Genomic DNA, 24,480 nt, shown 5'->3' on the forward strand with positions numbered 1-24,480 from the left:
AGATTTAAGGAATGAATTTTATATGAAAACTAAAGTGATTATTACCGCATTGGCGGGTTTGCTGGTGTCCGCCTCTTCACTGGCGGCCAGCCCGGCAAGTTATGATACTAAATTTAATGTCAGCGCCAACGTGCCCGACAGCGCCAAAATTACCGACCCAAGCGGCCGCCCGATTACCGATATGGATGTCGAACTGGTGCCGGCGGCCTCAGGCAAGATGGAAGCGCAAACCGCGGCGCTGAAGCTGTGGAACAACGATGTCAAACAGCTGAACGTTGCGTTAACGCTGGATGACAGCCAGTCGGCAACCGGCGGTGCATTTACGCTGTACAGCACCGGCGGCGGCAAGCTGAGCGACATGACCTATAAAATCAGCGCGGTGACGGGCAACGGTACGCAGGAGTTTGCGGCTTCCGGCGATTCCAAAGATTTCGCCCTGGTGGCCAATAACACCCACGGTGAACTGCCGGTGGCCTTTAAATTTGTCTCAGACAAAAATTATGACGAATTGGGTCAGGGGATGTATACCGGCGTGGTATACGCTAACGTAGTCGCGAAACCTTAATATTGGAATGGGGCAGCCGTCAGGCTGCCCCTGTTATTCTATGAGACTTCATTATTATTTATCCGGGCTGGGCGCGGCGATTTTATTATGGAGTCCGTTGGCGCTTTGTCTGCCTAACTCTCAGCTAGCCATTGAGATCTCGGCGGAATCGGTCGCCAGGGTGACGCTCTATTATAAATTCTTCCCCGTCGCCGGGGAGCTGTTTGATTTTCCGTTGGCGATAAACAGCCAGTCGCGCAAGTTTGAACGGGAAGCCGGTTACTTTTATGCCGTGGGCAATGTTGCTCAGGCGGAAGTGCTGTTTGTCGACGACAAGTTTGAATTGCTGCCGGCCGGCGGCCGCGGTAATCCCATGACGCTGCAAGGCGCGTTTTTATTTAACGGCGCAGACAAACCGGCCAACCAGCCATTGAGAATTCCGGTATTAAAAAGCGTTGCGCAGGGTAATAAGGAAAATGGCATCAGAGTGCGCTTCTCTTCCGAGTATTCCATCGATAGCTATAGCCAGGGCAGTTATTCCAATACGTTCACGTTGATTGTCAGACCAGTGATTTAATATAAGCAGGGAGTCATGAATAAAAAAATAAAAATCAGCATGGTTATGTGTGGCGTTATGGCGGCGACGGGAATCCCGCCATTGAAGGCATCGAATTCCGTGCCGGTGCCCGCCGGCTTTGAGGATATCTTTGATGCCAAACAAAACAGCATCGTTGACATTATTTATGGCGACCGCTCCATTGCATCACTGGCCGTCGAGTATGACCGCAATGACGTCCAGCTGCTTTCGCCGAACCTGATTGTCGAGCAGATTACCGCCGTCGATATGCCGCCGCTGGCCTTTACGCCGGCAGAGCTGCTCAAGAAACTGTCAGCGCCGTTAAAGCGGGTCAACCGGCAAGGGTTCACGGACGATCGGATCGTGGCCAACCTTGATGAGTCCAACAGCGTGCTGCGTCTGATCTTTCCTGCCGATTACTTTAAATCGGACGGTAAAACCTATGACAAAACCTATATTCCGCACCGCAGCCAAGCCGGCTTTGTCCATAACCACAATATCAACTACCTGTCGGACTCCTGGGGAGACAGCCTGAGCGTCTCGGCCAACGATACGCTGAATCTGACCGGCAACAGCTATATCAAAGGCACCTGGAGTTACTCGAAAGATATCGACTTTAACCTGGACGAGCTGGCGCTCTATCTGGAAAGCCAGGACACGCGCTTTAAGGCGGGGCGTCAGCGCCTGAATGATAACCTGATTTCCAGTACGCCCTCCATGGCGTTCAGTTTCTTTAATTCAGTCAGCTTTGACGGCATCGCGCTGGGCTATATGGCGGACAATTATCTGGATCCCGGTTCCGGCGCCGCCTCGCCGGTCAGCCTGTATCTGCCGCAATCGGGTACGGTTGAGGTCTATCGCAACGGGCGGATGATCGATCTGCAGCAGTTCTCCGCCGGTCTGCAGTATCTGGATACCCGCAGCTGGCCGAGCGGCGGCTATGACGTGGTGCTGGTGTCCCGGCTGGCCAACGGCGCGCGGGAAGAGAAAGTGCAGCCCTTTTACAAACGCAACGGGATGTTCCGCTCGGGCGATCTGGAATATCTGGTGCAGGGGGGGCGCTATGATCAGCGTCAGGGGCGGCTCTCCTCCCGCACATACACGGGCAACTGCCGGCAGTGTAATTTTTGGGAGCAAGACGTCGCCGATAACTATTTCGTCAGCGCCATTGCGGGCTATACCACCGAGTCTGCGCTCTCTCTGGGGGGCGGCCTGATGATGGATGACGACCTGAATTATGCCAATGCCAGCGTTGATATCCCGGTGAATACCTGGATTGCCGAGCGGCTCTACCTGGACGGTATTTACGGCGATCGGGGCAGTTACGGCTATCAGGCCGGCATCACGAAAAACTTTTATCGACTGGGCCTGAATCTGAGCTACCGGGATAACCGCTTTCACGGCGACCGGCAGGACTTCCGCCGTTTCGGCATCGTGCCCGCCTATGACTATAGCTACCTGCAGTTCAGCGCCAATACTTTTCTACCCTGGGATATCGGGCTGGGTGTGAACTTCGGCATAAATACGCTTTATCAGGACTATGGCCGCCAGAATAAGAATAAATTTGAAACCTGGGATGTAAACCTGAGCCGCGATTTTTCGCTGGTGGACGATATGAACCTGCGGGTGGATCTCGGCTACCACCGCGGCGTTAATGCTTTTGTTAATCGTCAGTCGCGCAACAGCAGCAGTGAGGATCGCGTTTTTGCCCAGTTTACGCTGGGAATGCGCGAGCGCAGTTATAACCACTACCAGTCTCTGTACTTACGCTCCCGCCTCAGCGGCGATGGCGGCGACAACAATATCTACAGCGCCGACTATGCCCTGAATCTGGACAACCCGGGCTTCGATCGCGGCGGCAAATACACCCTGAACGCAGGCGTTAACCATGGCCCCGACGGCGAAAACAACGCCAGCGCGGGGATGATGGTGAACAATCGTCTGGGCTACAGCGCCGCCGGTTTCTCCCGTTCGTTTGGTCAGGATCATTATCAGCAATATTACCTCTCGCAGCGCGGCGGGTTTGCCGTTGGCGACGGTGAGATAGCGCTGGGGCAGGGAGACGGCGCGGCCGCGTTGATTGTTGACGCGACGGCGTTGCCGGAAGGCGACTTTTTTGAGGCGCGCAACCGCAATGCGCAGCCGGTGGTGGTGAAGGGGGGGCAAAAGACGGTGCTGACCGTGAACCCCTACCAGAAGGTCGATCCGCGCGTTGAACAGGTATTTACCGGTAAGACCAACGCGTTCTACAACCTGAGCGTTGAGGCGCCGTCCACCTGGGTGATGCCGGGGCAGGTTTATCGGGTCAAGGTTTCCGCCACGCGTAACCAGACGGCGACCGGCCGGCTCTATGCGGATGGACGGCCGCTGGTGAATGCCAGAGTGGTGGGCGGCAATGCGGTATCGGATGAGGAAGGGCTGTTTGTCGGGGATTTCACTCTGAAGACGGATGAACGCCTGACGTCGTTAACCGTTAAAAAAGAGGGTCAGAACTACGTTTGCCCGTTGCTGGAGCAAAACGTCAGGATGACCCAGGGCATTATGCAGATTCGTGAGGTTAATTGTGAAGTTCAGTAAGTGGGCGGCAGTGTCGTTGGGGTTGATGGGGCTGGCGGCGCTGAACAGCGCGCGAGCGATTGAGGTTTTCCCGGTGGTGAAAGAGATCCGCGAAGAGACGCCGCGTGATAATTACATCACCGTGAAATCCATGTATCAGGCCAAAGACAGCGTGACGGGCAACGATACCAATAAGCAGAGGTATGAGTTTGTCACCCTGGAACTGTTCTATGTGCCGAATCCGGGGGATGGTGAAGAACAGCGGGTCAAGGTGTTGGGCTCGGCGGATCCGAAGCTGGTGTTTTCACCGACCCGGCTGGTGGTCCCTTACGGCGAAGAGCGTAAGGTGCGCATTATGCCGCTGAAACCGGTGGATAAAGAGCAGGTGTATCGCCTGCGGGTGCGCCCCAGCTACCCGGAGCAGGAGCTGGATAAAGGTAAGGTGCGTTTTGCGATCGGCTATGACGTCCTGCTGCGTTACCTGCCTACCGGCGAGCATCGGCAGGGCGTTACGCTGAGCTGCAATGGGCGGCAGTGGACGTTGACGGCGACCGGCAATGTGCGCAGTGAGTTGCACAACCTGGTGGTCGACGGGCGTCAATCCGTCGGTCAGTTTAACGTCTATCCGGGGCACAGCCGCCAGCTGACGGTGAGTCGCAAACTGGCGTTTGAACTGAATAACAAACTGCAGGTGTACGAACAGTGCCAGCGTAAGGAGCCATAATGCGAACCCGGTATGTATTACTGGCGCTGTTGCCTGCGCTGGCGCAGGCCGATGGCGCGCTGGTGCTGCAGCCGCAGCCTGACGGAACCCTGATGACGTTTACCGAGGGCAGCGCCGGCGCGGGCGCCAAAGACGTGCTGAGCTTTACGCAAACGGCGGGCAAGGCGTTAGCGGTACAGATTATGCCCGCCGGCGCGGGGCGCTGCGCCGACGGCGTGCTCTCACTGGATCCGTTGCGGCTGACGTTTAGTTTTGCCAAAGACGGGCGGCGGCTGTCGTGCGGTGAGCCGGTGCAGCTGGCGGCGGCGGATCAACCGCAGCGGGTCGCCGTCAGGGTGGAGAATAATGCGACGGCGCGCGGCGTCGACTGGTGGGGGAATCTCGGCGACGGAATGCGCCAGCCGCTGGGCAGCGTCAGCTTCAGCCTGGAAGGCGGAGACGCCGATACCTATCCACTGTACCTCGACCTGAGCGTGCTCCGGACGCAGGCGGCCACGGTGACGGCGGCTTTCAGCAAACCGGAGATGCGGCTGGGCATGGTCGGTGAGCTGAATAATGTGAATGCCTCGACGCAGTTGCGCATCAGCAAAACGCGACAGGCCGATGAGGCCGCGCTGCCCTATGCGCTGACCTTCGAATCGGCCCAGCAGCAGGATAATCAATATCGTCTGCGCGCGTCGTCCGGTGAAGCTTATATCCCTTACCAGATCAGCGTGGGCGGCAAAGAAGTGGCGCCGGACAGCGCTTACCACGGACAGATCCCGGCGGGAGAGGCGACATCCGACGTCCTGGACGTGCAGTTTTCGCTACAGGGGCGCGCCACCCGCGGGCTGGCGGCGGGCGTACGGCTGCTGGATACGGTGACGGCGGTGATTACGCCGGGAAGCTAAAAGGAGCATCAGGATGCAATATCAATATTTGCCGGTAATACTGGCGGTGATGTTAATCAGCCCGCCCCTGGCGGCTGAAACGGTAAAAACCTCCATCGACGTGCAGGCGGAAATCAGCACCAGCGTACGCGTATATGTGGAGGGCAAAGATGTCACGAACAACGCTATCGCCCTCAAACTGCAGGATAAAGCCGGCTATATGTACGGCGTTACCCCGGTATTTCAGTTTGTCGGCAATGCCAGCGGCGTGTCCCTGTCGTTGCAGGCGCCGGCCAGCGGCGGCCTGGTATCGGAAAATAACGACATCATGAAGATCAATACCGCCTGGATCCGGGTCGACGGCGGTGAGGTTTCCACCTCGTATCCGCTGAATAACCAAAAGGTGTACCCAACCCTGCAGGATATTGACGACCCGCAAAAAGGGGTGAAGGTGCGCTTTTCATCCGCCCAGCGCAGCGAAACTTACCCACTGGGAAGCTATAGCGGAACCTATGAGGTGATCGTGACGCCATCGATATAGCATCACTCGCGGCGTGTCAGCCATGCAAGTCAACGCAGCCCTGGCGGGCTGCGAATTCCTTAATCCTTTAACGCCGCGCCGTGGGTTTTGATCACCTGCTGATACCACCGGAAGCTGTCCTTGCGGCTGCGGTTCAGCGTGCCGGAGCCGTCCTGGTTCAGGTCGACGTGGATAAAGCCGTAGCGCTTGCCGACCTCCGCCTTGGAGGCGCTGATCAAATCTATCGGTCCCCATGAGGTATAGCCCATCAGCTCAACGCCGTCGTCGATTGCCTCGCGCACCTGCACCAGATGGTCGTTCAGGTAGCTGATGCGGTAGTCGTCGTGGATCTGGCCGTCGGCGGCCGGCTGGTCATTGGCGCCCAGGCCGTTCTCCACGATAAACAGCGGCTTCTGGTAGCGATCCCACAGCGTATTGAGCAGCGTGCGCAGGCCGAGCGGGTCAATTTGCCAGCCCCACTCGGAGCTTGCCAGGTGCGGGTTGGGCACCATATCCAGAATATTGCCGCGCAGCTTCTCCACCAGCGCCGGATCGGCGGTGACGCAGCCGGTCATATAGTAGCTGAAGGAGATAAAGTCGACGGTGTGGCGCAGCGCCGCCAGATCTTCCGGGGTAATCTGCAGGCTGATGTCCTGCTCGCGGAAGTAACGCTGCATATAGCCGGGGTAGGCGCCGCGGCACTGCACGTCGCCAAAGAACAGCCAGCTGCGGTTGTCCTGCAGCGTGGCGAACACGTCCTCCGGCTTGCAGGAGAGCGGATAGGTCAGGCCGCCCAACAGCATATTGCCGATGCGCGCGTCCGGAATCAGCTCGTGGCAGGCCTTCACCGCCAGGCCGCTGGCCACCAGCTGGTGATGAATGGCCTGATACACCGCCGCGCGGCTGCTGCCTTCCGGCAGGCCGACGCCGGTCATCGGCGCGTGCAGCGACATATTAATCTCATTAAAGGTCAGCCACAGCTTGACCTTGTCGCGGTAGCGGCTGAACACCGTGCGGGCGTAATGCTCAAAGAAGGCGATGACTTTACGGTTGCCCCAGCCGCCGTAGTTCTCCACCAGCCCCCAGGGCATCTCGTAGTGCGACAGCGTCACCATCGGCTGAATATTGTGGCGCGCCAGCTCATCGAACAGCTTGTCGTACCAGGCCAGGCCGGCTTCGTTCGGTTCCTGCTCGTCGCCCTGCGGGAAAATACGCGACCAGGCGATGGAAACCCGCAGGCAGCTGAAGCCCATCTCGGCGAACAGGGCGATATCTTCCGGGTAGCGGTGATAAAAATCGATGGCGACGTCTTTAATACTGAAGTCGCCGGGCGTGCGTTCGCGCACCGGGCCGAACACCCCGTTCGGCATCACGTCCGAGGTCGACAGCCCTTTGCCGTCCTCCAAATAGGCGCCTTCAACCTGGTTGGCCGCCAGCGCGCCGCCCCATAAAAAATCGTCCGGGAATGTCTTAGTCATGGTTATCTCCTTTGTTGTTGCGCGTAACGTGCAGAAATGCCGCACCCGCTCGTACATCAGGGGTCGGGCTGACGCTCTCCACGCCGGCGTAGTCCTCACTGTTGCTGATAATCACCGGGGTGCTGAGATCGTAGCCGGCGCGCAGGATCGCCTCGCGGTCAAACTCCACCAGCAGATCGCCGGGGGCTATTTTGTCGCCCTCTTTGATATGGGCGGTAAAGTGCTCACCGTTCAGTTTTACCGTGTCGATGCCGACGTGGATCAGCACCTCGATGCCGCTGTCGCTCAGCAGGCCGAGGGCGTGTTTGGTGGAAAACAGCGACGCCACCTCGCCATGGAACGGCGCCACCACCCGCCCTTCGGCGGGAATGATCGCTGCGCCCTGGCCCATCAGGCCGCTGGCGAAGGTCGGGTCCGGCACCGTATCCAGCGCGACGGCGACGCCGGTCAGCGGCGCCAGAACTGCGTCCGCGTCGGCCAGCGCCGTCGGCGTCGTCTCGGCGGCGGGCTGCGCCGGCAGGCCGGCAAACAGCGTCAGCAGCGCGGCGAGGGTAAACGACAGCGCCACGCCGGCCATCGCGCCCCATACCGTGGCGTCCGGGCCGCTCGGCGGGATCATCTGCGCCAGCGCAAAGATGCTGGCCAGGCCGAGGGAGTACACCTTGCTCTGGCTGAAGGCGACAATCGCCCCGCCCAGCGCGCCGCCGACGCAGCCGAAAATAAACGGGCGGCGGTTCGGCAGGGTGACGCCGTACACCGCCGGCTCGGTAATGCCGAACACGCCGGCGACGGCGCCGGAGCCGGCCAGCGTCTTCAGGCGCGGGTCGCGGGTTTTCAGGAACACGCCGAGCGCGGCGCCCACCTGGCCGAACACCGCCGGCAGCAGGATCGCCATCATCGGGTCATAGCCCAGCACCGCCACGTTGTTCATCATCAGCGGCACCAGTCCCCAGTGCAGGCCGAAGATCACGCACACCTGCCACAGCGCGCCGAGAATGCCGCCCGCCAGCCACGGCGCAAAGTGGTAGACGCGCTGGAAGCCGGCGGCCAGCAGCTCGCCCAGCCCGGTGGCCAGCGGGCCGATGGCCAGAAACGTCAGCGGCACCACCACCGCCAGGCAGATCAGCGGCGTGAAGAAGTTTTTCACCGCCGACGGCATCACCTTGTTGCACTGGCGCTCCAGCCAGCAGCAGAACCAGGCGGAGGCGATAATCGGGATCACCGACGAGGCGTAGTTAATCAGCACCACCGGGATGCCGAAGAAGCTCAGGGATTCTCCACCGGCGGACGCCTGAAAGGCCTCCAGCATCAGCGGGTGCACCAGCGCGCCGCCGACCACCATGGTCAGGAACGGGTTGCCGCCGAATTTTTTCCCGGCGGTGTAGCCCAGCACGATCGGCAGGAAGTAGAACAGCGCGTCGCTGGCGGCGAACAGCATGCGGTAGGCGCCGCTGCTCTCGTTCAGCACGCCGCCCGCCAGGCTGAGCGCCAGGCAGCCTTTCAGAATGCCGCAGGCCGCCATCACGCCGAGGAACGGGGTGAAAATGCCGGACACCACATCGATAAAGCGCGCCAGCAGCCCGGATTTTTCCTGCGACGGCGGCGCGGCGGCCGGCTCGTCGTCCAGCCCCGCGGCGCGGCAGACTGCCTGATACACCTCGTGCACGTGGTTGCCGATCACCACCTGAAATTGCCCGCCGCTTTCAACCACCATAATCACGCCGGGGTTATTTTTTAGCCCTGCGGCGTCCGCCTGCGCCGGGTCGCTGAGTTTAAAGCGCAGCCGGGTGGCGCAGTGCACCAGGCTGATGATGTTTTCCCGCCCGCCGACACCTTGCAGAATGTCGCCGGCCAACTCCTGATAGTTCATAGTGATTCCTGTTGCTTGGCCCCGGGCATCGCGTCAGGGCGTTTCCTTGGTGAGTCCTGGCTGAGGCTGAATAAAATGCAAAAAAAAACCTAAGAAACCTGCGCGCCGTAATGGCGACAGGTCTCTTAGGTTTTGCCTGAATCAGTAACAATCCCAGAATGGGAGCAAAATACCCCCGGCCATGTCTAGCGTCCAGCGGGCAAAACATTATTCTGTGATGAGGATCAAGATATAATCGCGGACGAGCGCCGATTACCGGCGGGTGAATAGAAATATCCGATATTTTTCCGGGCGTGTATTATTATTTTTTTTAACGTCACCAAGGGTGGAAATAAATAACTATTCTTTTAACGCGTTATTTTTATACGGGCCGCTAGCCGGGGGCGGATGATATGAGAACGATCACATTTCAGCCGCAAGGACATAAAAATGGCGTGTTATTTTATTCCGCTTGGTGTTAACTTGCCGCCAGTTGGATTGTTACTGTTTCTTACAGGCAAAACCTACGCCGGATATCTGAATGCCGCCGCTGTTACCCTGCCGGCCTTCGCTATCCGGCGTAGGTTTTTTTGTTTCTGCTCTGCACCAGGGAAAACTTTACCTCAGGAAGGAATTAAAAAATGAAAAAATGGTTAGCGGCACTGATTTTATGCACCAGTACGGCGGTCGGCGCGGCGGAAAATACGCCGCCGCAGACTGACGAGGCGATCACCATCTATTTCGCCCGTCATGGCAAAACGCTGTTTAACACCTTCGACCGCGTTCAGGGCTGGGCGGATTCGCCGCTGACCGAAGACGGCATCCGCGTGGCGCGCTATCTGGGCGAGGGGCTGAAGGGCATCAAGTTTGACAGCTATTACTCCAGCGACGCCGGCCGCCAGCGTGAAACCATGGCGGTGATTTTACGCCAGGCGGGCGTCAAGGATTACCAGCTGATCGAGCTGCCCGGCCTGCGCGAGGCCTTCTTCGGCGGCTTTGAGGGCGGCTGGAATAAAGATATGGCGGACGCCGGCGCGCGGCAGCTGGGGATGAAGGACGGCGGCGAGCTGTTCAGTAAAATGAAGGCGGGCGAGCTGACGCAGGACCAGAGTCAGAACGCGCTGGCCGCGGCGGACCCGAAAGGGCTGACGGAAAACTACCAGCAGGTGAAGCAGCGCACGCAGGCGGCGCTGCATACCATCGTGGATAACGCCAAGGCACGCGGTGAGAAGAACGTGCTGGCGATCTCCTCCGGTACCTCCATGCAGATTATGATTTCCGACCTGACCACGGATCCGGCCAGAAACAAGCCGCTGTCCAACGCCGCGGTGGTCAAAGTGGTTTATCAGAACGGTAAATATACGGTGCCGGAAATTGGCTCGATGAAATATGTCGAAGCCGGTAAGCAGGCGTTAGATAATAATAAATAATTATAAATACAATTAAACATTACAAGGACGAATAGGCCAGGGGAAATACTCCTGGCCGGGGTTGCTACGATTATACTCTGGGGATTAATAATGAAACTTAATTTATTAACCATCGCGTTAGCGGTATGGGTTATTCCCGTCTGCGCCTGGTCGTCAGTCGATACGCGGATGCAGGAAAAGGATGTTATTGACCGGGTGCTGGCGGACCCTTTTTTTAATCAGTCGCAGATGACGCTGTCGCTGAAAAATTACTGGAAATATCTGAAGGAAGACAACACCGATCCGAAAAAGGTGCATAACGCCTGGGGGCAGGGCGTAGCCGTGGATTATCAGTCCGGCTATTTTGCCGATACCCTTGGCGTGGACGTCACCTATTATGGTGCGGTCAAGCTGGGGGCCAGCGATTATTTCAACACCCGCGGCGTGCTGTATAACAACGGCAGCGGCAATGATAAAAGTAACGCCGAAGGCTACAGCAAATTCGGCCAGCGCAACCTGAAGCTGAAATCCTCGCTGGCGGGCGCGCAGCTGCACGCCCGCTGGGGCTGGCAGACGATGAAAAACGTCGGCGTAATCTCCAACTCTACGCGCCTGTCGCCCATTACCTATCTGGGCTGGCTGGGCTCGGTCAACTATGATGCGCTGACCCTGCGCGGCGCCTATATCGAAAGCTCCATGGACCGTAACTCGCCGGATAAAAAGCGTTTTCAGACCAATAGCGGCAACTATATCAACCACATCGCCAGCGGCGACCTGCTGTGGAAAAGCGACGGACTGAGCCTGCAGTACGGCTACGGTGAAAGCGATAACTATCTGCGCCGCCAGTTGCTGATAGCCCAGCTGATGCCGAGCAAACGGCTGAAAGTCGGCGCACAGGTTTACGGCACCCGCGCGCTGGAGGCGTACAAAGCGATGCCGGCCGGCAAGCGTGACTTCGATCGCAACGCCTGGCACTACACGCTGGAGGGCAGCTGGCGGGCGGACAATTGGAGCAGCAAGTGGGGGTTGGGCTACACCCAGGCCAGAAAAGAGCACGAGGTGGGGTTCTATCCGCGCCATATGAGTAAAAACTCCCGCGGCACCTTCGGTTCGATGGCGTTCGCCGGCGATGACTATATGCGCGACGGCGAGGTGATGCTGGCGAATATCTCGGACTATAAGCTGACGCCGGAGCTGGTGGTGGGCCTGGCCGCGATTGCCGGCCAGTTCAGCTACCGGGGCAATCACGTACGCAGCGGCGAGGTCAGCGCTTTTACCCGCTGGGCGCCTTCCCACGGCAAACTCAACAACCTGACCGTGTGGACCATGTTCGGCCCGGGTTGGTCGTATAAGGCCCGCGGCAAAACGCCGCTGTTGAACGAGGACGGCCGCTATATGCGTGCCCACACCCTCTCGTCCGAGGTGATTATCGAGTACAAATTCAAACTGTTCTGATCCGGACGCGATAGCGCCGGGAGGCGGCGGTTTTACCTGTCTGCCGGCGCGTTTTTTATTCGCGATCCCGCTCACGTTTCTCCCGCTGCAAATGCCAGCGCGCGGGGGAAAATGGTAAATTGCAGGCGTGGATTGTTACTGCTAAACGCAGGCAAAACCTGATTTCCTGGCGTTCGCCGGGGTCAGGTTTTTTTGTTTCCGGGGTTCAGATGAAAATCGCCAAAATACTCAATAATAATGTGGTGGTGGTTCTGGGTGAGCATCAGCGTGAACAGGTGGTGATGGGGCGCGGGCTGGCGTTTCAGAAGCGCGTGGGCGATGTGCTGGATACGGCTCAGATTGAAAAGGTGTTTGCGCTGCAGAGCGACGAACTGGTCAGCCGCCTGGGCGAGCTGCTCAGCCAGATCCCGCTGGAGGTGATGACCGCCTGCGACCGTATTATCGAGCTGGCGCGCGCGCGGCTGGGTAAGCTGCAGGAGAGCCTGTATATCACCCTGACCGACCACTGCCACTACGCCATTGAGCGGCAGAAGAGCGGGCTGGCGATCAAGAACGCGCTGCTGTGGGAAACCCGGCGTCTCTATCCGAAGGAGTTTGAGCTGGGGCAGGAGGCGCGGGCGATTATCGCCCGGCGGCTCGGCGTGGAGCTGGACGAGGACGAGGCCGGGTTTATCGCCCTGCATCTGGTCACCGCGCAGCTGAACAGCGCCATGCCGGAGGTGATGCACGTCACCCGGGTGATGCAGGAGATCCTGCAGCTGGTGAAGTATCAGCTGCGGCTGGAGTACGATGAGGATTCCCTCAGCTACCAGCGCTTTGTTACTCACCTGAAGTTTTTTGCCCAGCGCATGCTGACGCGCACCGTGGTGCCGGATGACGACGTCACGCTGCATGGCGCGGTGAAGGACAACTACGCCAAGGCCTGGAAGTGCGCGGAGAAAATTGCGCGCCATCTGCGCGCCGGCTATCAGCGCGAGCTGACGACGGAGGAGATTATGTTTTTAACCATTCACATCGAGCGGGTGCGGAAAGAGGGCAATAAGAGAACGGATAACTGATCCTGCTGATACTTTTACCCGTTTTCCCCGGTTCTTAACGCACTCCACCTTATATGGCATGTCGGCAGCCGCTCTGCGCTATACCTTTCACACGCGCCGCTGTCTTAGAAAAACTCATCCAGCAGCCGGTAATACTCCAGCCGCGCCTCATCCGGCACGATGCCGTACGCCCGGAAAAACGGCGCCACCCAGTCGCTGCCCAGGTTGTAGCCAATGCTGCGCGACGCCAGAGCCAGATCCTGATAGCGGTCGGCACAGCCCAGCCGGCCGCAGTCGATAAAGCCGCTGAAGCGATCGCCGTCCGCCATCAGGTTGGGCAGGCACGGGTCGCCGTGGGTCACCACCCAATCTTCCGTCTCCGGCGCGGGACGCTCGGCCAGCAGCGTGGCGAACAGCTCGGCGGCGGATTTACCCAGCCGGCTGGCGTCGAAGTCCGACTCGTCCACCAGGCCGGCCTGCAGGTGCTGCTGCGCCAGCGGGATTTGCACGCTCAGGCGCTGGTCGAACGGGCAGTCGTGGTAAGGCAGGGCGTGCAGCCGGCGCAGCGCCTGCGCCATAATGGCGACCAGCCGTTCAGGCGGCAGCGTCGGCTCTGAGGCCAGGTCTCGTCCCGGCAGGGCGCTCATCAGCAGCCAGTGATGCTCGGCGTGGCGGGTAAACTCCACCACCTCCGGCACAGCCAGCCCCTGCCGACGCATCCACTTCAGCTTTTCCACCTCGGCCGGCAGCTCGCTGAACGCATCGGCCCGTTCCGATTTTAAAAACAGATCCCCAGCGTGCCGCCGCAGGCGGAAGACGTCCGCATCGGAGCGACCGATATGCTGCCGCTCAAGGCGGCCCTGTTCCAGCAGCGGCTGCCAGGTCGGGGGGAAGAGCGGGGTGTTTGGAGTATTTGCCATAAAATCCTCTGGAGGGATGTGCCGTTTGGTTGACCGTAGCCTATGCCGAGTTATTTCCTACGATAAGATGTAATATAACGAATATATAACCATCAGTTTAGAATTAATGGTTATAATATCTTAGCCATGTTAGAAAGCGATTAATTTATCATGTGGATAATATTGTACTTCTTGTTGTGATTTGTTTCTGTTATATATCATATGAATTCTTTGGTGTGAGATTTTATATGTTATTTAGTGTAATTGCAGAAATGGATGAATCGAAATGGGATGATAAGCCGGGAGAGGAGTACCATTTTCCGAAACGTTACGCCAAAATGCTTATATCTGGTACTCGGGTAGTTTACTACAAAGGTCGTTTGAGAGACCGGCGGTTTCGTGAGCAGCGCCTTTCTGATGAACCGCACTATTTTGCCATTGCCACTATAGCCAATGTTTACCCCGATCCTAATGCAAAACGGGGAGAGTTGTACGCCATAGTGAAAGATTTTCAACCGTTTACTCAGCCGCTATTAGCCAAAAACCACCAAGGCTATTTTGAAAAGATACCGGCTAACCGGCAGTCTAATTACTGGCGTGATGGTGTTCGTCCCATCGACCAAGGCACCTTTCAAACAATCATTGAGCATGCGCACCTTGGCTCTGTCATACAGCCAGAAGTAGATGTTGATACGGACGACAACACCCACTTAGAATCAGCGGCTAGCTATCGAGAAGGTGGAAAAATAAGCTACTTTAACACAAAATATGAGCGCGATCCGCAACTACGGCGTGCGGCAGTGAAGTTACATGGTGTTACTTGCTGCGCCTGCGGTTTTAATTTTAAAGCGTTTTATGGTGATTATGCTGAAGGGTTTATTCATATTCATCATATCCATCCTGTGTCGGAATTTGGTGGTGAGAAAGAGGTAAACCCTGTAACAGATTTAGTACCGCTTTGTGCTAATTGTCACAGTGTTATCCATCGTAGAAAAGATAGAACTCTGTCGGTCGATCAACTAAAAACGATGATTGCATTAAACAAGGATGTAAAAAAGTAGCATTGGGGAAGCAATGGGAAAGAAGTTAATATTGGTAGTCGCCGCCATCGGTTTACTCAGCGGTTGTTTTGGCGACAGGTTGGAGCAGCGTTATGCACCTGACTTGCCGCTCGAGGCTTCATTGCGCTCCGGTCAAGACGTCTGCATTTATCCGCCGCCAAAAGATGGCGAGCAGCAGGATACGCTGCTGATCGCGGGCGGTGCGGAAGACAAGCTGTTGGAGGTCGACGGACGGGCATTGGCGCAGGGCATTTGCGTGACTCCGCATGATTACCGCTTTCAGGCAGACCGGCCCTATAGCATGAGACTGAACTTTGTACCTGCAGAGGCGCGCCGGCAGCTGCAGGAGCGCTATGGCCGGACTTTTATCGCCAGGTTCAAAATCGTCGAGCAACATGGTCAGCGCCGGATTGAGAATCTGCCTGCGATAGACGGTAAACCGTAAGGGGATGCCCTGACGTCAACAGGGGCAGGATGTGGAAAATCCATATTCTGCTGTTGTTAATTGTCTTCTTAATTATTCCATTACTCTGAATGATACCGATATCAACAACCGCCTCCCTCTGCGGCCTGTTCAACCATTTCCGTCGGGTGAACTTTGCGGGGGCGCTTGCATGATCGCACCGGCTGCTGAGCTGCAGCTTTAACCATCGTGATTTTGGCAGCATGGGATGAAAATTTATATCAGGATAATTCACGTATTTCTTCAGGGTAAAATCCCCTATTTGTCGTGTTTTTAATACCTGTTGATACTTCTTTTAATCGGTTGTTTCTTATACAAACAATCAGAACGCCTAACCAATATTTCCATCTGCGGCGGCTTATGTCATCCTTGGCGCCCTGTTAAGTAAAAGGACCTTGCGTAATGCCTGATTTCTCCCGTTGCGCCTTTACCGAAGGCAGCGTCAAGCTGCCTGACGGCTACCGCGATCGCAGCGTTAACGTGCTGCTGGCCGGGGATGATATTTCCCCCTCTCTGAATATTTCCCGTGATGCCCTGCTGGCGGAAGAAACGCTGGCGGATTACGTAACGCGTCAGCTGGCGACGCTGGCCGACGGCCTGAAGGGCTGGGTGCAAAAAAGTCGTGAGCCGGCGACGCTGGGCAATGGCGTGCTGAGCGGCGAATGCGTGCACGCCAGCTATATGCGCGACGGCAAACGCATCTGGCAGCGTCAGGCGGTGTTTGCCCTGCCGCAGGGGCAGGTTTTGGTCTTTACGCTGGCGCAGCCGCGCAAGCTGACGGCGCAGGATGAAGCGCTGTTGCAACAGGTATTAGCCAGCTACCAGCCGGCGGCGGACGCCGCCTCACAGGCGTAATAAAGGAGCAGGAACATGGGTGAAGCAGCGCGCGTCGGGGACAGCATCGGCCACTCCCATGCGCTGGCAGGGATGATTGGCGGCACGCTTATCGGCGGCCTGATTGCCGCCGCCGGCGCGGTGGCGGCGGGCGCCCTGTTTGTCGCCGGGCTGGCGGCCTCCTGCGTGGGCGTCGGCGTGCTGCTGATTGGCGCCAGCCTGGCGGTGGGCTACCTCTCCGGCGAGCTGGCCACCAAGGCGCGCGACGGCATTGCCGCCGCCGGTGCCGGCAGTCTGTCGCCCAAGGGCACGATACTGACCGGCTCCGGCAACGTGTTTATCAACGGCAAACCGGCAGCCATCGCCACCGTCAGCCGCGTGGTCTGCGAGGATGACGGCCCGAGCATGCAGATGGCGCAGGGCTCGGACAAGGTGTTTATCAACGGCTACCCGGCGGTGCGCAGCGGCGACAAGACCAACTGCGACGCGCAGGTGATGGCCGGCTCGCCCGATGTGCGCATCGGCGGCGGCACCGTCACCACGCTGCCCATCAAACCGGAAGTGCCCGACTGGCTGTATAAAATCTCCGACCTGACGCTGCTGTTCGCCGGCCTGATAGGCGGCGTCGGCGGCGCGGCCAGCAAGCTGGGGGCGCTCGGACGTATGCTCAGCAAGGCGCCGGGCATCAACAAGCTTGGCCGCGTGGCCTGCCGCGCCGGTGCATTGATGACCGCCACCGCAGCGACGGGCATTATCGCCCGGCCGCTGGACGTGGTCAGCGGGCAGAAGTTTCTCGACGGCGACGACGAGCTGGACTTTGTGCTGCCGTCGCGCCTGCCGGTGGCGTGGCAGCGCTACTGGCGCAGCGGCAACCCGGCGGAGGGCGTGCTGGGGCGCGGCTGGAGCCTGTTCTGGGAGAGCAGCCTGCAAATCTGGCAGGAAGGGCTGGTGTGGCGCGCGCCGTCCGGCGATTATGTCTCCTTCCCGATGGTGCCGCGCGGCCACAAGACCTACTGCGAAGCGGAAAAATGCTGGCTGATGCACAACGCCGACGGCAGCTGGCAGGTGTTCGACGTCAGCGAACAGGCGTGGCACTATCCGCGGCTGGAGGCGCAGCAGCCGAGCCGGTTGAGCATGATGACCGACGCCGTCGGCAACGCCACCTCGCTGTTCTATAACGACGCGGGGCAACTGAGCGAGCTGGTGGACAGCGCCGGGCAGCGTCTGGTCTGCCGCTACCTGACGACGGCCAACGGTGCGTTGCGGTTGGCGGCGGTAGCGTGGCAAAACGGCCAGGATGCACAGGTGCTGGCGAGCTACGGCTACGACGACGCGGGGCAGCTGGTCACCGTCCGCAACCGCGCCGGCGAGGTGACGCGGCGTTTTGGCTGGCAGGACGGGCTGATGGTCAGCCATCAGGACCAGAACGGCCTGCTGAACGAATACCGCTGGCAGGAGATTGACGGCCTGCCGCGGGTGGTGGCCTACCGCAACAGCGCCGGCGAGCAGCTGTCCGTCTATTATGATTTCGCCAACGGGACGCGCCGGGCGGTGCGTGACGATGGCAAACAGGCGCTGTGGCAGCTGGACGATGACGACAACGTCGCGCAGTTCACCGACTATGACAGCCGTCGCTACGGCCTTATCTACGCGCGCGGCGAACTGTGCAGCGTGGTGCTGCCGGGCGGTGCGCAGCGGCAGAGCGAGTGGGATCCGTACGGCCGCATGCTGAGCGAGACCGACCCGCTGGGCCGCACCACCACCTACCAATATTCCCGCAACAGCGGCCGCCTGTTCTCGGTCACCTGGCCTGACGGCAGCCAGGCGTTCCAGCACTGGGACGAGCAGGGGCGTCTGGTCAGACAGACGGACGCGCTGGGGCAGAGCACGCATTACCATTACCCGGACCCGGAAGAGAGTCTGCCGGAGCGCATCACCGACGCGCTGGGCGGTGAGGTGCAGCTGGTCTGGAACGCACAGGGGCAGCTGACGCGCCATACCGACTGTTCCGGCAGCGTCACCGCCTACACCTATGACGCGCTGGGCCAGCTGACGCATCGCACCGATGCGGAAGGCCACCTGACCCGCTACCGCTGGGACGATGCCGGCCGGCTGCAGCAGCTGCTCCATCCGGACGGCAGCGACGAGCAGTTTGACTGGAACGCGCAGGGCCAGCTGGCCGCGCACCGGGACCCGCTCGGCAGCGAGACGCGCTGGCAGTACACCCCGCTGGGCCTGCCGGACAGCATCACCGACCGCATCAACCGCACGCGTTGTTATCACTACGGCCCGCGCGGCTGGCTGATGCGGCTGGAGAACGGCAACGGCGCCGACTATCAGTTCAGCTACGACGCGGCAGGCCGCCTGCAGGTGGAACAGCGGCCGGACGGGCAGCGCCGTTACTACCATTACGGCGCCGACGGGCTGCCGACGACGCTGCTGGAAACCGGCGCACCGGCCGCTGATGGCGCCGTGGCAGAGCGGCGGCAGCACTTCCGCTTTGATGAGGCGGGCCAGCTGACGGCTCGCACCACCGACAGCGCCGAATGGCGCTACGACTACGACGCCGGCGGGCGGCTGACGACGCTGACGCGCACGCCGACCGCCGCCGGTGCGGCGCTGGGCATCGAGCCGGACAGCATCCGGCTGCGCTACGACCGCGCCGGTAACCTGCTGAGCGAGCAGGGCGTCAACGGCGAGCTGCAGTATCAGTGGGATGCGCTGGGCAACCTGCAGGCGCTGACGCTGCCGCAGGGCGACCGGCTGCAGTGGCTCTATTACGGCTCCGGCCACGCCAGCGCCATCAAGTTCAATCAGCAGCTGGTGAGCGAGTTCAGCCGCGACCGGCTGCACCGGGAGACCGGACGTACGCAGGGGGCGCTGCACCAGCGGCGGCAGTACGACGCGCTGGGCCGCCGCAGCTGGCAGAGCAGCGGTTTCAGCCACGGGCAACTGACGAAACCGGAAGACGGCGTACTGTGGCGGGTGTACCACTACAGCGGCCGCGGCGAGATAGCCGGCGTCGACGACGCGCTGCGCGGAGAAATCCGCTACGGCTACGATGCGGAAGGACGCCTGCTGCAGCACCGCGAGGCGCAGCAGGGCAAGCCGGGCCACCGCCTGCAGTACGACATGGCGGATAACCTGCTGGGCTCGCAGAGCGCCAGCCGCACGCTGGAGGAGCAGTTGCCGCCGGCGCCGCTGGGGGACAACCGGCTGACGCACTGGCAGCAGCTGTTCTACCGTTACGACGCCTGGGGCAACCTGATAAGCCGGCGCAACGGGCTGTACGAGCAGCACTATGTCTATGATGCGGACAACCGGCTGACGGCGGCGCACGGTCGCGGCCCGCAGGGCGAGTTCCGGGCGCAGTATCACTACGATGCGCTGGGCAGGCGCACGCGCAAGCAGGTGGACTACAAGGGTAAGGCGGCGCAGAGCACGCGTTTCCTGTGGCAGGGCTACCGGCTGTTGCAGGAGCAGCGGGACGATGGCACGCGCCGCAGCTGGAGCTACGAGCCGGACAGCCCGTGGACGCCGCTGGCGGCCATCGAACAGGCGGGGGAGAGCAGGCAGGCGGATATTTTCTGGCTGCACAGCGAGCAGAACGGCGCGCCGCTGGAAGTGACGGACGGCGAGGGCGGGCTGCGCTGGTCGGGGGATTACGACACCTTCGGCAGGCTGAAGGGACAGACGGCGGCGGGCATCATGCAGCGCCGGGGAGCAGCCTATGAGCAGCCGCTGCGCTACGCCGGACAGTACCAGGATAGCGAGAGCGGGCTACACTATAATCTGTTCCGCTACTATGAGCCGGAGGTAGGTCGCTTTACTACCCAGGACCCGATAGGGCTGCAGGGTGGGCTGAACCTGTACCAGTATGCGCCGAACCCGTATGGGTGGGTGGATCCGTTGGGGTTGACTGCTTGTTCTATTAAGGCCGGACGTAATCGCCGAATGGCGATGAATAAAGCGAAGGATACGGCTGGAATTCCTAGATCACAGCAACATGAAAGTCATTGGCAGATAGGTAATGATCGTAGAAAGCAGGGGTATAGTAATTATATTTATTCTGAAAACCCGGCAGAGCATGGGAAATTTTACCAATATAGAAATGCTGAGGGGCATAAAGTTGTAGTGGTAGAACATACGAGCGATCCGAGAAACAAGATTGGTGATGCACATTTCCATGCCGGCAGAGCAAAAACATCACCGCACACTTATGATTTTAAGACCGAAAGGTATGGTAAGGTTCCGGCGGATAGTTCAGGAGACCATCACATATATTATGATTATGACTAAAAATGAAGCTCTTAAGAAAAAGATTGCCTTACAGAAAACAAAGGTTTTTTTGAGAAAAATTAATGGTGTCAGTAACGTTGAAGTCATTGACGTTGATGTGTTGGATTTAGTGGCGTATCGTGCTAAACAAAAAGAGATTTTCAGTTATGATAGTGACCTTGAGCCAATAGCTGATTTTTCTTTAGATAACTCTAATGATGCTATTGTTCAATGGCAATCGGATTGTCTAAAGAGTGTTATAGGAAAGAGTTTGTTATTTGAGATTAATGATTATTTTTTTGTAAGATTGAAATTATTCAATGTGTTTGATTTTTTGGTAAGTCTTTATCTTGAAAATGGTAATAGGGATCTGGTTGTTTTTATTGAATCACCATCGCAGATGTTAGCCTTCAATGAAGAGGAATATGCTATTTATTTTTATGATAAATTAATATAGAAGGTTGTTTAAGGATGTTGGAACCATTGATGTCTAGTTTTCTGGAGGCATTGGATGCGATAGATTTATCTATCCACGGATATAAAACATTTATATGCTTAGGGGATTTTTAAAGAATGAATAATAGAATTAAACCGTTCTTAATTGTATAACGCCAGAAAGATCTTTTCAGCTCTTTCTGGTTCTATGAACTGCGCGGAGAAATTCGCTACGGCTACGATGCGGAAGGACGCCTGCTGCAGCACCGCGAGGCGCAGCAGGGCAAGCCGGGCCACCGCCTGCAGTACGACATGGCGGATAACCTGCTGGGCGCGCAGAGCGCCAGCCGCACGCTGGAGGAGCAGTTGCCGCCGGCGCCGCTGGGGGACAACCGGCTGACGCACTGGCAGCAGCTGTTCTACCGTTACGACGCCTGGGGCAACCTGATAAGCCGGCGCAACGGGCTGTACGAGCAGCACTATGTCTACGATGCGGACAACCGGCTGACGGCGGCGCACGGCCGTGGCCCGCAGGGCGAGTTCCGGGCGCAGTATCACTACGATGCGCTGGGCAGGCGTACGCGCAAGCAGGTGGACTACAAGGGCAAGGCGGCGCAGAGCACGCGTTTCCTGTGGCAGGGCTACCGGCTGTTGCAGGAGCAGCGGGACGATGGCACGCGCCGCAGCTGGAGCTACGAGCCGGACAGCCCGTGGACGCCGCTGGCGGCCATCGAACAGGCGGGGGAGAGCCGGCAGGCGGATATCTTCTGGCTGCACAGCGAGCAGAACGGCGCGCCGCTGGAGGTGACGGACGGCGAGGGCGGGCTGCGCTGGTCGGGGGATTACGACACCTTCGGCAGGCTGAAGGGACAGACGGCGGCGGGCATCATGCAGCGTCGGGGCGCAGCCTATGAGCAGCCGCTGCGCTACGCCGGACAGTACCAGGATTGCGAGAGCGGGCTACACTATAATCTGTTCCGCTACTATGAGCCGGAGGTTGGGCGTTTTACTACCCAGGATCCGATAGGGCTGCAGGGTGGGCTGAACCTGTACCAGTATGCGCCGAATCCACTGAACTGGATCGACCCTATGGGGTTGAGTACTGTTCCGCTATCATTTAAAGCACAGTTTAGAGCAGCTAAGAGAGCGCTAAAAATACCTAAAAATACAAATACACCTCGCCCTGTGAAGGTTTTTGATAACCGTTATGAAAATCGGACAGTGTGGCCATTTGAGGTCGATGGTGAGAAAAAGTACATTATAATGCATGAAGAGGATAAGTTTGGACGAGGTCCCCATTTGCATACAGCTGATGCTTTGCATGGAGATCCATTAGAGCCACGGATGAGATATAATCAACACCCAGGACATTATCCTGAAGACTTTTCAGGTATAAAAGATATTAAAAATAAAGGAGGTAAAATATGTCCGTGACACTTAAAGAAAGGCTTAAAGTTGCCAAAAATGAAAAGCAAAAAAAGATAATCATTAAAGATATTTGTGATGAGATTTTAATTTGTGATTCGGATGTCTCGTTTGTGGATGTTAGTTATAATGATCTGTTGTCCCCTTTGTGTGGGCATGATGTTCAGTCAATTGGGTTTGAGGTTGATGATAAATTATTATTTGATAGGTTTGTTTGTTTTTTAAATGAGAAGCGTGTTAGTGGTGATGCTTACTTTTATATATCGAAAGAAGATTCTTATCATGTTATAAAAGTTAACATTTCATATTTCATATCTAATCCAGCTTTTTTTTGGAGGTTGAAAGGCGGAAATAATGGAAAAAGTGACTGCATATTAGTATCCGTAAATGGGACGTTCGGGTTCTGTAAGCTATATACTGAATATAACTATGAGTTGGTTGAATGGGGGTGATTAATACCAGCCGGTGGTAGAGGTTGGTCGCTTTACTACTCAGGATCCGATAGGTTGCAGGGCGGGCTGAACTTGTACCAGTATGCGCCTAATCCGTATGGGTGGGTGGATCCGCTGGGGTTGAGCTGTGGGAGCTTTACAAAGAATCCTGACGACATCCATTTCATGCAAAGTTCAATCAATAATCAAACGGGTGAGTATACCGTTCTCAATAACGCAGCGGCTCTTAAAAACGGTACTCTTAAGCCTACCGATTTACCGGCAATTAAGATCTGGCAAGACTCGAGCGGAAAATTATGGACTCTGGATCACCAGAGGCTTGCCGCATTCAAGCTGTCAGGGCTGAAAGAAGTACCGGTTCAGTGGGCTACGGAGAAGGAAATTGCCGGTCAAATGTGGAAGATAACCACAAGAACTGAATGGTTAAGGTGTCATTCTTAAAATGGGTGATGGTATTAAGAGAATTATAGGTGGTTGAAATGTTGGATTATTTATTACCAGTTAGCAGTAAAGATGGACTTGTTAAACTTATATTGGCTCTGGCGAAAGATCTTAAAGACAACCCAGATGAATGGGAAAATAAAGATCTCGGTTCTTATCTTGAAGCTATAGCTTCATGGATAGAAGATATGGATGGGTATTATGAAAATACTAACCAGCCGTTACCAAAGGATACGAACTGGAAAGTTTTTGCAGATATTTTAATGGCTGCAAAAGTCTACGAATAATAAAAGTGGAAAGATCTTCCTTATCCTTCCGGCTTTTTGTTTTAGCCGTCTCCAGTATGCGCCTCATCCGTATGGGTGGGTGGATCCGCTGGGACTGACCAGTTGTTAAAATTTTGCTGATAAAGATAAATTAACTTCCCACTTCAAAAAGCATGGTGGAGAATTTAGAGCCAAATCAGATCAAGAATATTTAGATATTGGTCGTAACATAATAAAAAATGGTCATAAAGTCCAATATAATTATAAAGGTGAGCTAAGAACTGGTTACGTTTCTTATATGGGAAATACATCAAAAGGTGCAACAAAAGTTGGCTTTGTTGGAACCAACTCTGATGGATATATAACCACGATTCACACTAAGAGTGGAAAGGATATCTGGAAAACTCTAAATGGTAATGCTAAGGATAATGTTATAAACGTTGTTCCAAGAAATGCGGAAGGATTATAGAATATGAAATATTATGCAAAAGTTATCTCATTGAGTGATAATATTGAAGAGGAAGTTTTATTGTCTTTAGGAGAAAAGGAACTTTGCTGCTTTATAGATAGTGCTCCATACAAACTCGTTGAAGGCTGCGTTTATCTCATTGATCTAAATTTATCTTTTGTCGATGATGAATCAATGGTCGAGTCGGAAGATAAAAAAATATCCATAAAGAGAATAGATGATGGTTTTTCATATGAAATAGTCGGGTTTGTGTCAGAAAACAAATTAATTACAGATGGTGTTATTTTTGATGATGAGTTATTACTTGACTATGTGTATCTTGATTCAAATTATGTAAAGGTTACGCCAGACAGAATTGGTGTTTCTTTTTTATAGGTGGTTAAAAATAGCCGAAAGTGTTCCATAATTCTTCTGGATATTTTATTTAACTAAGAGCCTC

Annotated in this window: 20 protein-coding genes and 2 pseudogenes; 19 read left to right on the top strand and 3 right to left on the bottom strand. The window is 56.7% G+C overall.

Features of this window, described 5'->3' with window-relative positions; genetic code table 11:
* Positions 1 to 22: 22 nt before the first annotated feature.
* From I6G83_RS09595 to I6G83_RS09620, 6 genes are all read left to right on the top strand, one after another.
* Positions 23 to 565 carry a hypothetical protein gene (locus tag I6G83_RS09595; protein WP_054305216.1) on the top strand — a complete coding sequence of 181 codons (543 nt, stop codon included), beginning with the start codon at positions 23 to 25 and terminating at the stop codon, positions 563 to 565.
* Positions 566 to 572: 7 nt separating this feature from the next.
* The gene (locus I6G83_RS09600) at positions 573 to 1,121 is read left to right on the top strand and encodes a hypothetical protein (protein ID WP_138111307.1); all 549 of its coding nucleotides are present in this window, start codon (positions 573 to 575) and stop codon (positions 1,119 to 1,121) included.
* Positions 1,122 to 1,202: 81 nt separating this feature from the next.
* Complete coding sequence (locus tag I6G83_RS09605; RefSeq protein WP_232238955.1) at positions 1,203 to 3,698, top strand: TcfC E-set like domain-containing protein; 2,496 nt, start codon at positions 1,203 to 1,205, stop codon at positions 3,696 to 3,698.
* On the top strand, positions 3,685 to 4,401 hold the full coding sequence (locus I6G83_RS09610; RefSeq protein WP_054305213.1) for a fimbrial biogenesis chaperone: 717 nt from the start codon (positions 3,685 to 3,687) through the stop codon (positions 4,399 to 4,401). Before I6G83_RS09605 ends, I6G83_RS09610 begins: the two co-directional genes overlap by 14 nt.
* Positions 4,401 to 5,291 (top strand): hypothetical protein, encoded by an 891-nt coding sequence (locus tag I6G83_RS09615; RefSeq protein WP_054305212.1) that lies wholly within the window; start codon positions 4,401 to 4,403, stop codon positions 5,289 to 5,291. The genes I6G83_RS09610 and I6G83_RS09615 overlap by 1 nt, the downstream gene beginning before the upstream one ends.
* A 13-nt stretch (positions 5,292 to 5,304) precedes the next feature.
* Positions 5,305 to 5,811 (top strand): hypothetical protein, encoded by a 507-nt coding sequence (locus I6G83_RS09620; RefSeq protein ID WP_054305211.1) that lies wholly within the window; start codon positions 5,305 to 5,307, stop codon positions 5,809 to 5,811.
* A 59-nt stretch (positions 5,812 to 5,870) separates the two neighbouring features.
* On the opposite strand, the gene I6G83_RS09625 is transcribed toward I6G83_RS09620, so the two are convergent.
* Positions 5,871 to 7,268, bottom strand: a complete 1,398-nt coding sequence (locus tag I6G83_RS09625; protein ID WP_054305210.1) for a glycoside hydrolase family 1 protein — start codon at positions 7,266 to 7,268, stop codon at positions 5,871 to 5,873.
* Entirely contained in the window at positions 7,261 to 9,138 is a 1,878-nt protein-coding gene (gene bglF / locus I6G83_RS09630; RefSeq protein WP_062779138.1) for a PTS beta-glucoside transporter subunit IIABC, read from the bottom strand. Before bglF ends, I6G83_RS09625 begins: the two co-directional genes overlap by 8 nt.
* A 620-nt stretch (positions 9,139 to 9,758) precedes the next feature.
* On the opposite strand from bglF, the gene I6G83_RS09635 reads away from it, so the two are divergent.
* From I6G83_RS09635 to licT, 3 genes are all read left to right on the top strand, one after another.
* Complete coding sequence (locus I6G83_RS09635; RefSeq protein ID WP_054307638.1) at positions 9,759 to 10,547, top strand: histidine phosphatase family protein; 789 nt, start codon at positions 9,759 to 9,761, stop codon at positions 10,545 to 10,547.
* Positions 10,548 to 10,637: 90 nt separating this feature from the next.
* Positions 10,638 to 11,981, top strand: a complete 1,344-nt coding sequence (locus I6G83_RS09640) for an OprD family outer membrane porin (protein ID WP_054307637.1) — start codon at positions 10,638 to 10,640, stop codon at positions 11,979 to 11,981.
* Between the two features lie 209 nt (positions 11,982 to 12,190).
* Complete coding sequence (licT, locus tag I6G83_RS09645) at positions 12,191 to 13,039, top strand: BglG family transcription antiterminator LicT (protein WP_054307636.1); 849 nt, start codon at positions 12,191 to 12,193, stop codon at positions 13,037 to 13,039.
* Between the two features lie 104 nt (positions 13,040 to 13,143).
* On the opposite strand, the gene I6G83_RS09650 is transcribed toward licT, so the two are convergent.
* Entirely contained in the window at positions 13,144 to 13,938 is a 795-nt protein-coding gene (locus I6G83_RS09650) for an APH(3') family aminoglycoside O-phosphotransferase (RefSeq protein WP_054307635.1), read from the bottom strand.
* A gap of 227 nt (positions 13,939 to 14,165) precedes the next feature.
* Here I6G83_RS09650 and I6G83_RS09655 point away from each other — a divergent pair, with 227 nt between their 5' ends.
* From I6G83_RS09655 to I6G83_RS09695, 10 genes and pseudogenes are all read left to right on the top strand, one after another.
* On the top strand, positions 14,166 to 14,978 hold the full coding sequence (locus tag I6G83_RS09655) for an HNH endonuclease (protein ID WP_072186182.1): 813 nt from the start codon (positions 14,166 to 14,168) through the stop codon (positions 14,976 to 14,978).
* 13 nt (positions 14,979 to 14,991) lie between these two features.
* Positions 14,992 to 15,423, top strand: coding sequence for a putative T6SS immunity periplasmic lipoprotein (locus I6G83_RS09660; RefSeq protein WP_054307634.1), 432 nt, complete (start codon positions 14,992 to 14,994; stop codon positions 15,421 to 15,423).
* Between the two features lie 420 nt (positions 15,424 to 15,843).
* On the top strand, positions 15,844 to 16,296 hold the full coding sequence (locus I6G83_RS09665; RefSeq protein ID WP_054307633.1) for a DcrB-related protein: 453 nt from the start codon (positions 15,844 to 15,846) through the stop codon (positions 16,294 to 16,296).
* Positions 16,297 to 16,311: 15 nt separating this feature from the next.
* Positions 16,312 to 20,574: an RHS repeat-associated core domain-containing protein gene (locus tag I6G83_RS09670; RefSeq protein ID WP_062779140.1), complete on the top strand. Its 4,263-nt coding sequence runs from the start codon at positions 16,312 to 16,314 to the stop codon at positions 20,572 to 20,574.
* Positions 20,567 to 21,010: a hypothetical protein gene (locus I6G83_RS09675; protein WP_062779143.1), complete on the top strand. Its 444-nt coding sequence runs from the start codon at positions 20,567 to 20,569 to the stop codon at positions 21,008 to 21,010. Before I6G83_RS09670 ends, I6G83_RS09675 begins: the two co-directional genes overlap by 8 nt.
* Positions 21,011 to 21,201: 191 nt before the next feature.
* Positions 21,202 to 22,422: pseudogene (locus tag I6G83_RS09680) on the top strand (RHS repeat-associated core domain-containing protein); the annotation flags it as partial.
* On the top strand, positions 22,413 to 22,865 hold the full coding sequence (locus I6G83_RS09685; protein ID WP_054307941.1) for a YxiF family protein: 453 nt from the start codon (positions 22,413 to 22,415) through the stop codon (positions 22,863 to 22,865). The pseudogene I6G83_RS09680 and the gene I6G83_RS09685, both read left to right, overlap by 10 nt.
* A 4-nt stretch (positions 22,866 to 22,869) precedes the next feature.
* A pseudogene (locus I6G83_RS23725) lies at positions 22,870 to 22,991 on the top strand (RHS repeat-associated core domain-containing protein); the annotation flags it as partial.
* 353 nt (positions 22,992 to 23,344) lie between these two features.
* Positions 23,345 to 23,593: a DUF7660 family protein gene (locus I6G83_RS09690; protein ID WP_072186202.1), complete on the top strand. Its 249-nt coding sequence runs from the start codon at positions 23,345 to 23,347 to the stop codon at positions 23,591 to 23,593.
* A 451-nt stretch (positions 23,594 to 24,044) separates the two neighbouring features.
* Positions 24,045 to 24,416, top strand: coding sequence for a hypothetical protein (locus I6G83_RS09695; RefSeq protein WP_054307942.1), 372 nt, complete (start codon positions 24,045 to 24,047; stop codon positions 24,414 to 24,416).
* Positions 24,417 to 24,480: the final 64 nt, after the last annotated feature.

The sequence above is a fragment of the Serratia rubidaea genome (genome assembly GCF_016026735.1).
GTDB classification, from domain to species: Bacteria; Pseudomonadota; Gammaproteobacteria; order Enterobacterales; family Enterobacteriaceae; genus Serratia_B; species Serratia_B rubidaea.

Coding starts and splice junctions, on each gene's coding strand:
- I6G83_RS09635 (WP_054307638.1), top strand. CDS start 9,759: ATGAAAAAATGGTTAGCGGCACTGATTTTATGCACCAGTACGGCGGTC.
- I6G83_RS09675 (WP_062779143.1), top strand. CDS start 20,567: ATGACTAAAAATGAAGCTCTTAAGAAAAAGATTGCCTTACAGAAAACA.
- I6G83_RS09670 (WP_062779140.1), top strand. CDS start 16,312: ATGGGTGAAGCAGCGCGCGTCGGGGACAGCATCGGCCACTCCCATGCG.
- I6G83_RS09600 (WP_138111307.1), top strand. CDS start 573: ATGGGGCAGCCGTCAGGCTGCCCCTGTTATTCTATGAGACTTCATTAT.
- I6G83_RS09655 (WP_072186182.1), top strand. CDS start 14,166: ATGTTATTTAGTGTAATTGCAGAAATGGATGAATCGAAATGGGATGAT.
- I6G83_RS09595 (WP_054305216.1), top strand. CDS start 23: ATGAAAACTAAAGTGATTATTACCGCATTGGCGGGTTTGCTGGTGTCC.
- I6G83_RS09685 (WP_054307941.1), top strand. CDS start 22,413: ATGTCCGTGACACTTAAAGAAAGGCTTAAAGTTGCCAAAAATGAAAAG.
- I6G83_RS09660 (WP_054307634.1), top strand. CDS start 14,992: ATGGGAAAGAAGTTAATATTGGTAGTCGCCGCCATCGGTTTACTCAGC.
- I6G83_RS09665 (WP_054307633.1), top strand. CDS start 15,844: ATGCCTGATTTCTCCCGTTGCGCCTTTACCGAAGGCAGCGTCAAGCTG.
- bglF (WP_062779138.1), bottom strand. CDS start 9,138: ATGAACTATCAGGAGTTGGCCGGCGACATTCTGCAAGGTGTCGGCGGG.
- licT (WP_054307636.1), top strand. CDS start 12,191: ATGAAAATCGCCAAAATACTCAATAATAATGTGGTGGTGGTTCTGGGT.
- I6G83_RS09640 (WP_054307637.1), top strand. CDS start 10,638: ATGAAACTTAATTTATTAACCATCGCGTTAGCGGTATGGGTTATTCCC.
- I6G83_RS09615 (WP_054305212.1), top strand. CDS start 4,401: ATGCGAACCCGGTATGTATTACTGGCGCTGTTGCCTGCGCTGGCGCAG.
- I6G83_RS09690 (WP_072186202.1), top strand. CDS start 23,345: ATGTTGGATTATTTATTACCAGTTAGCAGTAAAGATGGACTTGTTAAA.
- I6G83_RS09625 (WP_054305210.1), bottom strand. CDS start 7,268: ATGACTAAGACATTCCCGGACGATTTTTTATGGGGCGGCGCGCTGGCG.
- I6G83_RS09650 (WP_054307635.1), bottom strand. CDS start 13,938: ATGGCAAATACTCCAAACACCCCGCTCTTCCCCCCGACCTGGCAGCCG.
- I6G83_RS09620 (WP_054305211.1), top strand. CDS start 5,305: ATGCAATATCAATATTTGCCGGTAATACTGGCGGTGATGTTAATCAGC.
- I6G83_RS09695 (WP_054307942.1), top strand. CDS start 24,045: ATGAAATATTATGCAAAAGTTATCTCATTGAGTGATAATATTGAAGAG.